This window comes from Pseudomonas kulmbachensis (assembly GCF_963681935.1).
Taxonomy (GTDB): domain Bacteria; phylum Pseudomonadota; class Gammaproteobacteria; order Pseudomonadales; family Pseudomonadaceae; genus Aquipseudomonas; species Aquipseudomonas kulmbachensis.
On record NZ_OY817088.1, the window covers coordinates 389,007 to 402,601 of the forward strand.

General features: G+C 58.5%; 12 protein-coding genes. 5 read left to right on the plus strand and 7 right to left on the minus strand.

The annotated features are described in order from the left end of the window. Positions 1-20: 20 nt before the first annotated feature. From U5A05_RS01940 to U5A05_RS01950, 3 genes are all read right to left on the minus strand, one after another. Positions 21-2,012: a pyrroloquinoline quinone-dependent dehydrogenase gene (locus tag U5A05_RS01940; RefSeq protein ID WP_261740599.1), complete on the minus strand. Its 1,992-nt coding sequence runs from the start codon at positions 2,010-2,012 to the stop codon at positions 21-23. Position 2,013: 1 nt separating this feature from the next. Then, positions 2,014-2,385 carry a hypothetical protein gene (locus U5A05_RS01945; RefSeq protein ID WP_261740600.1) on the minus strand — a complete coding sequence of 124 codons (372 nt, stop codon included), beginning with the start codon at positions 2,383-2,385 and terminating at the stop codon, positions 2,014-2,016. A gap of 303 nt (positions 2,386-2,688) precedes the next feature. Beyond that, positions 2,689-3,948, minus strand: a complete 1,260-nt coding sequence (locus tag U5A05_RS01950; protein ID WP_261740601.1) for a cation:proton antiporter — start codon at positions 3,946-3,948, stop codon at positions 2,689-2,691. Positions 3,949-4,148: 200 nt separating this feature from the next. Between U5A05_RS01950 and U5A05_RS01955 the strand changes: the two genes are divergently transcribed. Together U5A05_RS01955 and U5A05_RS01960 are read left to right on the plus strand one after the other, a co-directional pair. Beyond that, on the plus strand, positions 4,149-4,982 hold the full coding sequence (locus U5A05_RS01955) for a DMT family transporter (RefSeq protein WP_321835458.1): 834 nt from the start codon (positions 4,149-4,151) through the stop codon (positions 4,980-4,982). A gap of 13 nt (positions 4,983-4,995) precedes the next feature. Then, a complete protein-coding gene (locus U5A05_RS01960) occupies positions 4,996-5,382 on the plus strand; it encodes an MAPEG family protein (RefSeq protein WP_261740603.1) in 387 nt (128 codons plus the stop codon). 172 nt (positions 5,383-5,554) lie between these two features. Here U5A05_RS01960 and mltA read toward each other — a convergent pair whose 3' ends face one another. Then, the gene (mltA, locus tag U5A05_RS01965; protein ID WP_261740604.1) at positions 5,555-6,697 is read right to left on the minus strand and encodes a murein transglycosylase A; all 1,143 of its coding nucleotides are present in this window, start codon (positions 6,695-6,697) and stop codon (positions 5,555-5,557) included. Positions 6,698-6,825: 128 nt separating this feature from the next. On the opposite strand from mltA, the gene U5A05_RS01970 reads away from it, so the two are divergent. Further along, a complete protein-coding gene (locus U5A05_RS01970; RefSeq protein WP_261740605.1) occupies positions 6,826-7,275 on the plus strand; it encodes a c-type cytochrome in 450 nt (149 codons plus the stop codon). 67 nt (positions 7,276-7,342) lie between these two features. Here the strand turns inward: U5A05_RS01970 and U5A05_RS01975 are convergent, their stop codons facing one another. The 3 genes from U5A05_RS01975 to U5A05_RS01985 form a co-directional block, all read right to left on the minus strand. Further along, positions 7,343-7,738 (minus strand): DUF1090 domain-containing protein, encoded by a 396-nt coding sequence (locus U5A05_RS01975; RefSeq protein ID WP_019827986.1) that lies wholly within the window; start codon positions 7,736-7,738, stop codon positions 7,343-7,345. A gap of 195 nt (positions 7,739-7,933) precedes the next feature. Then, on the minus strand, positions 7,934-9,124 hold the full coding sequence (metK, locus tag U5A05_RS01980; protein WP_261740606.1) for a methionine adenosyltransferase: 1,191 nt from the start codon (positions 9,122-9,124) through the stop codon (positions 7,934-7,936). A 19-nt stretch (positions 9,125-9,143) separates the two neighbouring features. Beyond that, on the minus strand, positions 9,144-10,139 hold the full coding sequence (locus U5A05_RS01985; RefSeq protein ID WP_321835461.1) for an ArsR/SmtB family transcription factor: 996 nt from the start codon (positions 10,137-10,139) through the stop codon (positions 9,144-9,146). 260 nt (positions 10,140-10,399) lie between these two features. On the opposite strand from U5A05_RS01985, the gene tkt reads away from it, so the two are divergent. After that, positions 10,400-12,397, plus strand: coding sequence for a transketolase (tkt, locus tag U5A05_RS01990; protein ID WP_321835464.1), 1,998 nt, complete (start codon positions 10,400-10,402; stop codon positions 12,395-12,397). Between the two features lie 120 nt (positions 12,398-12,517). Continuing rightward, positions 12,518-13,573, plus strand: coding sequence for an erythrose-4-phosphate dehydrogenase (gene epd, locus U5A05_RS01995; RefSeq protein WP_321835466.1), 1,056 nt, complete (start codon positions 12,518-12,520; stop codon positions 13,571-13,573). Positions 13,574-13,595 lie beyond the last annotated feature (22 nt).

Here is a 13,595-nt window from a genome sequence, read left to right on the forward strand (position 1 = left end):
CCCACGGTTGACGTCATGCTTTATTTCGGCAGTGCGTACACCACCACCTGATCACCTACCTGATCTTTCATGATCGAGTTGCCACCCGCCACAAACGCTACATATTGCCGGCCCTTGTATTCATAGATAGCGGGGTTGGCGACGGCGGGAGCCATGACGATATCCGACCACAGCTCTTTGCCATCTGCCAGGGCATAGGCGCGTACCTTGGCATCCATCGAGGCGCCGATAAACACCACACCACCTGCAGTCACCGCAGGGCCACCAATGGTTGGCGAGCCCATGTTTTCAGGCATGTACCAACCAAATTGCTGGACGGCACCCATTGGACGACGCCATTTCACGTCACCGGTGTGCATGTCGATTGCCACCAGTTCACCGAAAGGGGGTGCCCAGCACGGCATACCGGCCCAGTTCTGCGCGTTCATCAAGCTCATGCCGTAAGGTGCGCCGATCTGCGGGTAAAAGCCGTTTTCGTTGCCCGAGGTTTTTGGTTGCTTGTCGTATGAGGCGCGATCCCACAGCTTGATCATCTGCACGATGTGAGAGGTGTTCACAATGGCCACCTGGCTGACAGGGTCGAACGCTACACCGCCCCATTGCACGCCACCGGCACTGTCCGGGTAGGCCAGTACGCCGTTGCCCTTAGTGGCGGGTGGCGAGTACATGCCGTTGTATTCCAAACCGTCCCACATTTTTGTGCACTGACCAAAACCGACGATGTCGGCGATTTTCCAGATTGCCGGTTTTTTCGACTGATCCATCAACGGCGCAGGTTTGGTCGGGAACGGTTGGGTCGGCGAATACACCTCGCCCTGGGCATCGCCCTGTGGCACCGGGCGTTCTTCAATGGGCCACACGTCCTCGCCGGTGCGGCGGTCAACGGTGAACAAAAAGCCCATCTTGGTCGCTTGCACCAACGCGGCCACGGGTTTGCCATCGACGGTGATGTCCATCAGCGTAGGAGCTGAGTTGATGTCGTAGTCCCATATGTCGTGGTGAACCCACTGACGAGACCACACGACCTTGCCGGTATTGATGTCCAGAGCCGTGGTCGAAGTACCCAGGGGAATCGGTTTGGTCCGATTGCCGCCCCAGTAGTTGGGCGAAGGCGAGGACACGGGGATATACAGCAAGCCCAGCGCGGGGTCGTAAGACATTGCGGTCCAGATGTTGGCGGTGCCGGTTTTGCCAGCTTCATCTTCCGGAATCGGCTTGAACTCCCACTCCAGCTCGCCAGTGCGGGCATTGAGGGCAAACAGCGAACCTGGTGATTCGACTTCATATTCCCAGTCTTTACCGGCCCAGCCGACGATCAGCTTGTCACCGATAACGGTTGGCGGTTGCAGTTGCGACAACGGCCATTTGGCATTGACGGTGTTCCATTGGTTGACATCCACCACACCGTTTTTGCCGAAGCCTTCGCACGGCTTGCCGGTGTCAGCATCCACCGCATATAGCTGCGCGGTCATGTTGCCCAGGTAGACGATTTTTTGGCAGGCAACTCCCGCTTGCGGTGTTTTTTCCTGCCAGTACGACACGCCGCGAGATTTCAGCGCGGGCTGTGTTTCGGCAACCAGCGGCGACTTGGTGTCATAGGTCCACTTCGCTTTGCCGGTCTCGGGTTCGAGCGCGATGATCCGGTAAAAAGGCGTGCCGACATACAGCGTGTCATTGGCGAAAATAGGTGTGGCAGACCAGACCGAAGGCGGGATTTTACCGGTTCCGGAGGACATGTCTCCGGTGAAATACTCCCAGACCTTGGTCAGTTTACCGACGTTATCCTTGTTTATTTGAGTCAGTGGCGAGTACTTCTGCGCGCTCAGTTGGCCGTGAAAGCTGTCCCACTCCTTGCCACTGGGCAGGGGCAGTTTGGCGTCTTCGGCAGAGATGCTCGACGTTGCCAGCAACGGTGTCGGTACGGTGTAGGTGTCTTGTGCCTGAGCGTTGGAAACACCTGCCAGCAAGCACAGCGCCGGAGCTGTCAAAAAGTGTTTTTTGATTCCGTTCATCTCATGCGCTCCTTGTTGGCTTGGCGCCAAAGGTTTCAATCACAACACCCACGGCGAAGACCACCAGAACGGCAACTGTCCACCAGCCATGCAAAAGGCTTGCAGCAAAAATGGTCCCTATGGCACCGGCCCAACTCAAAAACAGGACGAAGTTTCGCAAGCCTCCCGCCGCGGTTTTGACCAGGAGTACGCCAAGAACAAACAGCACAAATTCGGCGAGCATCGTTGTCATTGCCCCCCCGGAATCCGTCACCCCTGACAGTGGAGTGAAGAATCGCCATGCCGTGATGGCCAAGGCAACCAGAGCCGTAATGATCATGATGTTGGCGCCGAGATGGCGCCTGGGCGGTGCATAGGCAGCAGAAGTACTCATCCCTTAACTCTCCTTTGCGTGTTATGCCTTCAGGCATCTGGAAAGTGAGTGTAGCCAAGGTGGCGGAAAACACCGGGATGAGGTCGAGGTCATGGCGGGGATTTGCTGCTGTCCAAGCGTTATGCACTAACCCTCGTAGCAGCTGCCGAAGGAACGAGGCTGCGTTCGGCTGCGCAGCAGTCGCAAAATGGAATACTGCGCAATGTCTGAAAAACCTCGGATTACGGATCTGCGAGTGCTGCGCACTCGGACGCAGCCTCGCGTTGCTCGTCAGCTGCTACGAAATAGCGGCTACAAGCTGGATCAGTGCGTGTGTTCGGCCTCGGCTGGCGCATCCTTGGTCACACGGCGAACCAGCTTGCCGATGGTCAAACCCTGGAACAGGATCGACGACAGCACCACGATGTAGGTGATACTCAGGATCAGATCGCGCTCCGGGCCCAGCGGCAAGGCCAGTGCCAGTGCGACCGAAACACCGCCGCGCAGACCGCCCCAGGTCAGGATACGGATGGTGCCGCGTGGCACCGTGCGCCAGCGGCGCAGCAACACAATGGCCGGGGCCACGGTCAACAGGCGCGAGAGCAAAATGGCCACCGCCAGAACGCTGGCAGCCAGCAAATGCAGCCACGAGAATGGCAGCAGCAACAGTTCCATGCCGATCAGCGCAAACAGCAGCGCGTTGAGCATGTCATCGAGCAACTCCCAGAAGCCGTCCATATAGCGACGGGTCATCTCGTTCATGGCCTTGTTGCGGCCCAGGTTACCGATGATCAGGCCAGCAACCACCATCGCAATTGGTGCCGATACATGCAGCTCACTGGCCATGGCCGAGCCGCCGATCACCAGTGCCAGGGTCAGCATCACTTCGATCTGGTATTGCTCGATGCTCTTGATCATTCGATACACCAGATAACCGATCAAGCCACCGAACACCACACCACCGATGGCTTCGTGAACGAACAGCATCGCCGTAGCGCCAAGGCTCGGGGTTTCGCCCAGTTGCACGATGCCCAGCAACACGGTGAACACCACAACGGCGGTGCCGTCATTGAACAGCGACTCGCCGACGATGGTGGTTTTCAGCGGTTTTGAGGCGTTGGCAGTACGCAGTACACCCAGCACCGCAATCGGGTCGGTGGGGGAAATCAGTGCACCGAACAGCAGGCAGTACAGGAAGCTGATGTGCCAGCCAAACAGGCCGAAAATCCAGTACGCCAGGCTGCCGATCACGGTAGTAGCGATCAGCACGCCGACGGTCGCCAGCAGCCCGATTGGCCAGCGGTAGCTGCGCACATCATTGATGTTGACGTGCAAGGCGCCGGCAAACAGCAGGAACGACAGCATCCAGTTCATCAGCAGGTCGCCGAAGTCGATCTGGCCGATCAGCTCCTGCACTCGTTCTTCAAGGCCCGGGTAACCGAGGAAGCTCAAGCCTTGCAGCAGCAGGGAAAACATAAGGGCGGTAACCATCACGCCAATCGTCGGCGGCAGGCCGATAAAGCGGAAGTTCACGTAAGTCAGTAGTGAGGTCAGGCAGATAAACGCAGCAACAAGCTCAAGCATCCGGGATCCTGTAGTGGCGAGAGTGAATGGAAGCCCGATCAGGTCGGGCTATGTTTGGATGCAAACGCAGGTGTCAGGGGCACATCCCGGGGGTGTGGCAAACGGACGCGATCTGCGAGGTCATTGACCACGCAGACGCACTGAGGTTGCATGGTGGGGCCTGGCAGTGCCCGCAGGTTGATAACCGCAAGGAGTCTGGGGTGTTGGCAACGATGTTGGTGTTGGTCGCGGCTGTATTGCACGCGATCTGGAATACCCTGATCAAGTTCAGCGGCGAGCGGTTGCTGGTTATCGCCTGCATGGATACGGTGGCGCTGGTGGTGGTCGCCGCGTTGGTGGGCTTTGTGTCGTTGCCGCCGCCTGAAATTTGGCCGTGGATACTGGCGTCCGTGCTGTTGGAGCTGGTCTACCGGGTGCTGCTGATTCGTGCTTACCGGGTGGGAGACCTGGGCTTGGTCTACCCGCTGATGCGCGGGCTTTCGCCCCTGGTGGTGCTGGCGCTGACCCTGACCTTTGCCGGGGAGGTACTGACGGGCCAGCAGATCATCGGCATCCTGTTGATCCCTTGCGGCATGGCTTGTTTGTTGTGGCAGGGCGGCGGTGGTGCTCGCCTGCCCTGGTCGATGCTGCCGGTGGTGGCGCTGATCGGGCTGTGTATTGGCAGCTATACCTTTGTGGACGGGCAGGCGATCCGGCGCTGGTCCCATCCTCTGGATTATCTGGTGTGGGTCACGTTGCTCAGCGCCTGGCCGTTTCCGTTGCTGGCGGTCACCCGCAAGCGGGCCGCGTTCGCGCTGTTCTGGCGTACGCAATGGCGGTTGGGCGTAGCAGTGGGGGTTTGCGTGCTGGCCAGCTATGCGCTGGTGCTGTGGGCGATGCAACTGGGCTCGATTGCCGAGGCAGCGGCGCTGCGCGAAGTCAGCGTGATTTTGGTGGTGCTGTTTGGTATGCGTTACCTCAAAGAACCTTTTGGCGGTCCGAGGCTCTTAGCCTGTGGGCTGGTGCTGATCGGCATGCTCGTGATGAAACTCTAAAAAGGAAATTCCAATGACGGTCGCCTTCTGGTGTGTACTGATTGCCTTCTGCCTGAGCTACGTGTGTACCGCCTTTGCCAAGTTCAGCGATGGCAAATTCGGGCCTAAACAAAACCATGATCCGCGTACGTTTCTCGACGGCCTGCAAGGTTTTGCCAAACGTGCCCACAGTGCCCAACTAAACAGCTTTGAAGTGACCCCGGCGTTCGCGGCTGCGGTGATCATTGCCGACATCGTGGGCAACGCCCAGCCTGTGACCATTGATGTGCTGGCGGTGCTGTTTATCACCAGTCGCCTGCTCTACATCATTTGCTACCTGGCAGACTGGGCACTCTTGCGCTCCATCGTGTGGTTTATCGGCATGGGGCTGGTGGTCAGCTTCTTTTTTGTGTCGATGTAGCGCACAACTTGTAGCAGCTGCCGAAGGAACGAGGCTGCGTTCGATTGCGAAGCGATCATAAAGCCTGGGTACGCGGTCTACCTGATAGGCCGCAAGTACAGGTTTTACGACGGCTACGCCGCCGGACGTAGCCTCGTTCTACTCGTCAACTGCTACGAAGAGCGGGTTGCAGCTACTGCGGTAACGCCGCCCCTTTAGGCCACAGCAGCCAGATATTGCCCTTCTGTTTCATGTCGCCCGCAATTTGCCCGGCCTCTGGGCCGGTGCCGACAAAGAAGTCTGCCCGCACTTCACCCGCAATGGCGCCACCGGTGTCCTGGGCGGCAACCGGGCGCACGATGGGTTGGCCGTTGGCTTGGGTGGTCGACAACCACAACAGGCTGCCCAGCGGGATCACTTTGCGGTCTACCGCCACGCTGTAACCGGCTGTCAGCGGCACGTTCAGCGAACCGCGCGGGCCTTCGTTGCTATCGGGGTTCTGGGTGAAAAACACATAGCTCGGGTTACTGGCCAGCATCTCGTGTACGCGCTGCGGGTTAGCCATCGCCCAAGCGTGAATAGTGCCCATGGTCACGTCCTCTTTTTTCAGCTCGCCCTGCTCGACCAGCCAGCGACCAATCGGCTTGTACGGGTGGCCGTTCTGGTCGGCGTAACCGATGCGCAACTGGCGACCATTGTCGAGTTGTACCCGGCCCGAGCCCTGGATTTGCAGGAACTGCAGGTCCATAGGGTCGGTCAGCCAGGCCAATACGGGCGCATTTAGACCTTTGCTGTTGATGGTCTCGGCGGTGTCGTAAGGCTTGAGCACGCGACCATCAAGGCGTCCGCGCAGGCGCTTGCCCTTGAGTTCAGGGTAGATGCTGTCCAGATTGACCACGATCAGGTCAGCCGGTACGCCGTAGATCGGCACATTGGCGGCCTGGGTAGGCTTGAGGCTGCCAGGGTAGACCGGCTCGTAGTAACCGGTGATCAGGCCGTCGCTGCTGCCTTCGGCGGAGCGCAAGCTGTACACGTCGAGGTGGGTTTGCAGAAAGCTGCTGATCTCGGCCACGCTCGGGCTGGCAGGCAAGGCGGCTGCATCGCTGCACACGGAGCCCCAGTTGGCGTCGGCCTTGAGGCGGGTGCAGGCGCTGCGCCATGAAGCAAAACCGCTTTGCAGGTCGCTGCCCGTCACTTCAGGCAGTGCGCTCCAGTCAGCCTTGCTGTAGGTGGTGTGGGGTTCAGGTTTGGTGGCGTCCTTGTCAGTGCCGTTGCATCCGGCCAGCAACATGACAACGGGCAAGGCCCAGGTCAGCGGCTTGAAAAATATACTCATGTGCGAGGTTCCTTCGAGGTTTGCCGAGGCCGGATGACCGTCAGGCAATCCTTATATTCAATAGGGGTATTGGTCTTTGCAGGTGACGCGAGGATACTGGCGACCGATTTCCGTGACCTGAAGCCACCATGACTCTTAAACGATTGACTGTTGTAGTGCTGACCTGCCTGACGCTGACTGCGTGCGGTGGGGTTGATCCCGATTCGCCGCTGGGCCAGCGTAAAGCGATTTTCAAGCAAATGCTCAAGACCAGCGAAGAGCTGGGTGGCATGCTGCGTGGCCGGATTCCCTTCGACGGCCCGCGCTTTACTGAGGGCGCGATCAAGCTGGATGCCTTGGCTCACGAGCCTTGGAAGCACTTCCCTCAGGTCAAGGAAACTGCTCAAACCAGCGCGACCGATGACGTCTGGCAAAAGCAGGCCCGCTTTCAGGAGCTGGCGCACCAGTTGGAAGCCGCCACGGGCGAGCTGGTTATCGCCAGCCAGGTACAACCCTACAAGGCCAGCAACCTGACGCCTGCAGTGCAGAAAGTCGAAGACACCTGCAGTGCGTGCCACAAGGAATTCAGGAATCACTGATTAAAGGCCAAAGCGCCCTCACCCTAAACTTCTCCCTGAGGGAGAGGGTCGGGGTGAGGGTGTGCTGTTACTTGTCCAGCTGATCCAGGGCTTCTTGCAGTTCCTTGCGCGATTCAGCCAGCTTGTTTTTGCGCTTGTCGATTTTTTCCGGATCGCCTTTCTTCATGGCCTTGTCCAGATCCGCCTGGCGCTTGCTGACTTCGTGCTTGGCTTCCAGCACCTTGTTTTCGCGTTCCTTGCGCAGGCCTGCGTCGGTGCAGTGTTCGGTGACTTCACTCAAGGCTTTTTCCAGGCCAGCGACCTGGTTGCTGTTGCCGTGGGCGCGAGCCTGCTCAAGTTGCAGGGTGATGGCTTGTTTCTTGGCAGCACAACCGGTCAGTTCGGGGGCAGCATCTGCGGCCATCAACGGGGCAGCCAGCAGGCCGCAAACAGTAAATAGGGCGAGCGGTGAAAGTAATTTCATAAATGGCTCCATGATAAAAATGACAATAAAAAAGGTTAAAACGACGCGCAACTTGCGCCTCGGCTGATCGAAACCGTGAATGTTAGCAGCATCCGCGGCCCAGCAATTCGCTGTGTTTGTTCCACATGTGTACCCGCCAGCAGCAAAAAGCCCCGGACAGTTACCTGTCCGGGGCTTTTGGTGCAGCAGGACTAATTAAAAACCTGCAGCAGCGCGCAGCTCTTCAGCGCGGTCGGTACGCTCCCACGTGAACGTGGTGAAGGTATCGTCGCCAACTGTTTTGGTCTGTGGCGTGCGGCCGAAGTGGCCGTATGCTGCAGTTTCCTGATACATCGGGTGCAGCAGGTCAAGCATGGTGGTGATGGCATATGGACGCAGGTCGAATATGTCACGTACCAGCTTGATGATTTTGTCGTCGGAGATTTTGCCAGTGCCGAAGGTGTTCAACGAAATCGAAGTCGGTTGAGCGACGCCGATAGCGTAGGAAACCTGGATCTCGCAACGATCAGCCAAGCCTGCAGCCACGATGTTTTTAGCTACGTAACGGCCGGCGTAGGCAGCCGAACGGTCAACTTTGGATGGATCTTTACCCGAGAACGCACCGCCGCCGTGACGGGCCATGCCGCCGTAGGTGTCAACGATGATCTTGCGACCGGTCAGGCCGCAGTCGCCCACTGGGCCACCGATGATGAACTGGCCAGTAGGGTTGATGTGGAACTGCGTGTCCTTGTGCAGCAGCTCGGCTGGCAGCACGTGTTTGACGATCAGTTCCATCACGCCTTCGCGCAGGTCTTTGTACGACACGTCAGGGTTGTGCTGGGTCGACAGCACGATTGCGTCGATGGCTACAACCTTGCCGCCTTCGTAACGGCAAGTCACCTGGGACTTGGCGTCCGGGCGCAGCCAAGGCAGCAGGCCGGATTTACGGGCCTCGGCCTGGCGCTGAACCAGTTGGTGCGAGAAGGTAATCGGTGCTGGCATCAGCACTTCGGTTTCGTTGCTGGCGTAGCCGAACATCAGGCCCTGGTCGCCGGCGCCTTGATCTTCAGGCTTGGCCCGGTCAACACCCTGGTTGATGTCAGGGGACTGCTTGCCGATGATATTCATCACGCCGCAGGTCGCACCGTCGAAACCGACGTCGGAACTGGTGTAGCCGATGTCAGTGATCACGTCACGAACGATCTGTTCCAGGTCAACCCAGGCCGAAGTGGTCACTTCGCCCGCGATGATTGCTACGCCGGTTTTCACCAGAGTCTCGCACGCCACACGGGCGAACTTGTCTTCAGCAATAATGGCGTCCAGCACCGCGTCAGAAATCTGGTCGGCGATTTTGTCCGGATGCCCTTCAGACACGGACTCGGAGGTGAAAAGGGAGTATTCGCTCATCTCGACGGTTTCCTAATATTTACCGATGGTGAGTGTCGCCAGCTGGCCGCTGAAAGTGGCGGACCTGAAGCTGGAAACCATTACGTAAGCCTATATAGAGGCTTTCCCCGGGAACGAGTCCCGCAGCGGTGGCCCAATGGGCCAGATCATCTTGTTCAAAACCCAGCCACAAATCACCGCACGCCTCGCGGGCCCACGCCTGATTATGACTGCACAACTCTGTTACCAGCAGGCTTGCGCCCGGTTGCAGCAAGGTTGCCAGTTGCTTGAGTGCTTCGGCCGGTGCGGCGAAATGGTGCAAGACCATGTTCACAACTACGCAGTCAACCTGGATCTGTGCATCGTGCAGCGCGTCGGCCAGGATCAGGCTGACGTTGTTCAGTGACTCGCGTTCACACAGCTGGCGGGCCAGCTCAAGCATCGCTGGGCTGTTGTCCAGTGCTGTGACCTGATGGAAGCGACGGGCCAGATCGGGCAGAAAGCTGCCATCGCCGGGGCCGACTTCCAGGGCCGTGGCCGCTGGGCTGAAGCTCAGTTTGTCGAGCAGCGCCAAAACGCTGTCCCGGTATTGCGGCAAGCCGGCGATCAAATCCTGTTGAGCGCGAAACTTCTCGGCTATGCGTGAGAAAAAGTCCTGACTGGCTGCTGCACGTTGGCCGTGTACTGCGCTGATACGCGCCTGTACATCGGCGGGCAAGGTCAGGTTGTCGACCTCTTCCAGCAGTGCTGCATGCAGTTTGCCGCCTTGTTGCTCGGTGTGGGGCAGGGCACGACGGTAAAAAATCGCATTGCCTTCACGCCGTGTCGCCACCAGACGCGCCTGGGACAGCACCTTGAGATGGTGGCTCATCCCGGATTGACCGGTGGCAAAAATTTGCGCCAGTTCCAGCACGCCAAACGAATCGTTGGCCAGCGCCCGCAAAACATTAAGTCGCAGCGGATCGCCTCCAGCCTTGCACAGGGCCCAGAGCTCTTCGCAATCGTTATGGCGGATTGAAGGCACGTGTAAGTTCATGGGGCCGCAGTCTAGTTACCCGCTCAAGCCCCCGCAAGGCCAATATCAAAACTTTTTGATATTGGTCGATAACTGGTTCGTCTGTCGGATGACATGTGCTTATTAACGAAATGAAATGTCCGATCCTTAACAGGTTGAACGGTTAAGCGCAGGAAAAACGCCTCAAGCGACTATCTGTCATTGCCCGGTGGCTCTGCCTGAGGGAAAATGCTCGCCTTTTTTCCGTTTCGATTTAACTTTCAATACCCAGGAGAACAGCGATGCCCAGCCGTCGTGAGCGTGCCAACGCCATTCGTGCACTCAGCATGGATGCCGTGCAAAAAGCCAACAGCGGCCATCCAGGTGCCCCTATGGGTATGGCGGATATCGCCGAAGTACTGTGGCGCGATTATCTGAAGCACAACCCGAGCAACCCTTCGTTCGCTGACCGTGACCGCTTCGTGCTGTCCAACGGCCACGGTTCGATGCTGATCTACTCGTTGCTGCACCTGACCGGCTATGACCTGTCGATCGACGACCTGAAAAACTTCCGCCAGCTGCACAGCCGCACCCCGGGTCACCCGGAGCTGGGCTACACGCCAGGCGTTGAAACCACCACTGGCCCGTTGGGTCAGGGCTTGGCCAACGCTGTGGGCTTCGCCCTGGCAGAAAAAGTCATGGGCGCGCAGTTCAACCGTCCTGGGCATAACGTTGTCGATCACCACACCTACGTGTTCCTGGGTGATGGCTGCATGATGGAAGGCATTTCCCATGAAGTTGGCTCGTTGGCCGGCACTCTGGGCCTGAGCAAGCTGATCGCGTTCTACGACGATAATGGCATCTCCATCGATGGCGAAGTTGAAGGCTGGTTCACCGACGACACGCCAAAGCGTTTCGAAGCCTACAACTGGCAAGTGATCCGTAACGTTGACGGTCACGACCCGGATGAAATCAAGACCGCGATCGAAACTGCACGTAAAAGCGATCAGCCAACGCTGATCTGCTGCAAAACCACTATCGGTTTCGGCTCGCCGAACAAGCAGGGCAAGGAAGACTGCCACGGTGCTCCACTGGGCAACGACGAAATCGCCCTGACCCGTAAAGCTCTGAACTGGAACCACGGTCCGTTTGAAATCCCGGCTGATATCTACGCCGAATGGGATGCCAAGCAAGCCGGTGCTGCGGCTGAGTCCGAGTGGGACAAGCGCTTCGCAGCCTACGCAGCCGAGTTCCCTGAACTGGCTGGCGAGCTGTCCCGTCGCCTGAGCGGCAAACTGCCAGCGGACTTCGATGCCAAGGCCACCGCCTACATCAATGAAGTGGCTGCCAAAGGCGAAACCATCGCCAGCCGCAAAGCCAGCCAGAACGCGCTGAATGCCTTTGGCCCGCTGTTGCCAGAACTGCTGGGCGGCTCCGCTGACCTGGCCGGCTCCAACCTGACCATCTGGAAAGGCTGCAAAGGCGTTTCAGCTGAAGACGCCAGCGGCAACTACGTGTACTACGGCGTACGCGAGTTCGGTATGAGCGCCATCATGAACGGTGTCGCCCTGCACGGCGGCCTGGTGCCTTACGGCGCGACTTTCCTGATGTTCATGGAATACGCCCGCAACGCCATCCGCATGTCGGCTCTGATGAAGCAGCGCGTGATCTATGTGTTCACCCACGACTCCATCGGTCTGGGCGAAGACGGCCCGACGCACCAGCCAATCGAGCAACTGACCAGCCTGCGGACCACGCCGAACCTGGACACCTGGCGCCCGGCTGATGCGGTTGAATCCGCAGCGGCCTGGAAATTCGCCCTGCAGCGCAACGACGGCCCGTCCGCGTTGATCTTCTCGCGTCAGAACCTCAACCACCAAACCCGTGATGCTGGTCAGATCGCCGACATCAACCGTGGTGGTTACGTGCTCAAGGACTGCGCAGGCGAGCCTGAGCTGATCCTGATCTCGGCCGGTTCCGAAGTGGGCCTGGCAGTTCAGGCCTGGGAGAAACTGACCGAACAAGGCCGTAAGGTCCGTGTCGTTTCGATGCCATGCACCAGCGTGTACGAAGCTCAAGATGCAGGCTACAAACAGTCGGTTCTGCCGCTGCAGGTTAGCGCCCGTATCGCGATCGAAGCGTCCCACGCTGACTACTGGTACAAGTACGTGGGCCTGGAAGGTCGCGTAATCGGCATGACCACCTACGGCGAGTCGGCGCCTGCGCCTGCTTTGTTCGAAGAGTTCGGCTTCACCCTGGAAAACATCCTGGGTCAGGCTGAAGAGCTGCTGGAAGACTAAGTAACAAAGAGGCTGCCCTCTTCGCGAGCAGGCTCGCTCCCACAGGGATCTACATAGCCCATGTGGGAGCGAGCCTGCTCGCGAAAGTGTGAAGGATTCACCTTGGTAATCGAGAACCCCATGCCTCAACCGCGTCCTTACAAAGTTGCACTCAACGGCTACGGCCGAATTGGTCGTTGCGTCTTGCGTGCGTTGTTTGAGCGAGGTGCTGACGCCGGGTTTGAAATTGTTGCACTCAATGATTTGGCCGATATGGCCAGTCTCGAATATTTGACGCGCTTCGACTCCACTCATGGCCGGTTCCCCGGTGAGATACGGATCGAAGGCGACTGCCTGCATATCAATGGCGACTGCGTGAAAGTGTTCCGCAGTGCCACTCCCGAAGGGATCGACTGGGCCGCATTGGGCGTTAATCTGGTGCTGGAATGTTCCGGCGTCTACAACACCCGCGCCGACGGCCAGCGCTTCCTTGATGCCGGGGCACCCCGTGTATTGTTTTCGCAACCGATGGCCAGCGACGCAGATGTCGACGCCACCATCGTGTATGGCGTTAACCAGCACAGCCTGACCGGCGAAGAGCGACTGGTATCCAACGCCTCCTGCACCACCAACTGTGGCGTGCCGCTGTTGCGTTTGCTGGATCAGGCGTTTGGCCTCGAGTACGTATCGATCACCACTATTCACTCGGCAATGAACGATCAGCCGGTGATTGATGCCTACCACCATGAAGATCTGCGGCGTACGCGTTCGGCATTTCAGTCGGTGATTCCGGTGTCTACCGGGCTGGCCAAAGGTATTGAACGTTTGTTGCCGGAACTTGCTGGCCGAATTCAAGCCAAAGCGGTGCGGGTTCCGACCTTGAACGTGTCATGCCTGGATATCACCCTGACCACGGCCCGCGACACGGACACCGCACAAGTTAACCGCGTACTGCGCGAGGCCGCCACCAGCGGCCCGCTCAAAGGCCTGTTGGCATACACCGAGTTGCCGCACGCCAGTTGTGATTTCAACCATGACCCGCATTCGGCCATTGTCGATGCCAGCCAGACCCGCGTTTCCGGCCCCCGGCTGGTGAACCTGTTGGCCTGGTTCGACAACGAATGGGGTTTTGCCAATCGAATGATCGATGTGGCAGAGCACTACTTGCACGTTACCCACTCCAAACCCGCTCTCTAACATTAGAAACTCAGGAATTGCG

What these genes read in the sequence shown, in the direction of transcription:
- U5A05_RS01975 (WP_019827986.1), bottom strand. Translation starts at nt 7,738, where the DNA reads ATGAAATTACTTTCACCGCTCGCCCTATTTACTGTTTGCGGCCTGCTG.
- U5A05_RS01945 (WP_261740600.1), bottom strand. Translation starts at nt 2,385, where the DNA reads ATGAGTACTTCTGCTGCCTATGCACCGCCCAGGCGCCATCTCGGCGCC.
- U5A05_RS01950 (WP_261740601.1), bottom strand. Translation starts at nt 3,948, where the DNA reads ATGCTTGAGCTTGTTGCTGCGTTTATCTGCCTGACCTCACTACTGACT.
- U5A05_RS01970 (WP_261740605.1), top strand. Translation starts at nt 6,826, where the DNA reads ATGACTCTTAAACGATTGACTGTTGTAGTGCTGACCTGCCTGACGCTG.
- mltA (WP_261740604.1), bottom strand. Translation starts at nt 6,697, where the DNA reads ATGAGTATATTTTTCAAGCCGCTGACCTGGGCCTTGCCCGTTGTCATG.
- U5A05_RS01985 (WP_321835461.1), bottom strand. Translation starts at nt 10,139, where the DNA reads ATGAACTTACACGTGCCTTCAATCCGCCATAACGATTGCGAAGAGCTC.
- tkt (WP_321835464.1), top strand. Translation starts at nt 10,400, where the DNA reads ATGCCCAGCCGTCGTGAGCGTGCCAACGCCATTCGTGCACTCAGCATG.
- U5A05_RS01940 (WP_261740599.1), bottom strand. Translation starts at nt 2,012, where the DNA reads ATGAACGGAATCAAAAAACACTTTTTGACAGCTCCGGCGCTGTGCTTG.
- epd (WP_321835466.1), top strand. Translation starts at nt 12,518, where the DNA reads ATGCCTCAACCGCGTCCTTACAAAGTTGCACTCAACGGCTACGGCCGA.
- metK (WP_261740606.1), bottom strand. Translation starts at nt 9,124, where the DNA reads ATGAGCGAATACTCCCTTTTCACCTCCGAGTCCGTGTCTGAAGGGCAT.
- U5A05_RS01960 (WP_261740603.1), top strand. Translation starts at nt 4,996, where the DNA reads ATGACGGTCGCCTTCTGGTGTGTACTGATTGCCTTCTGCCTGAGCTAC.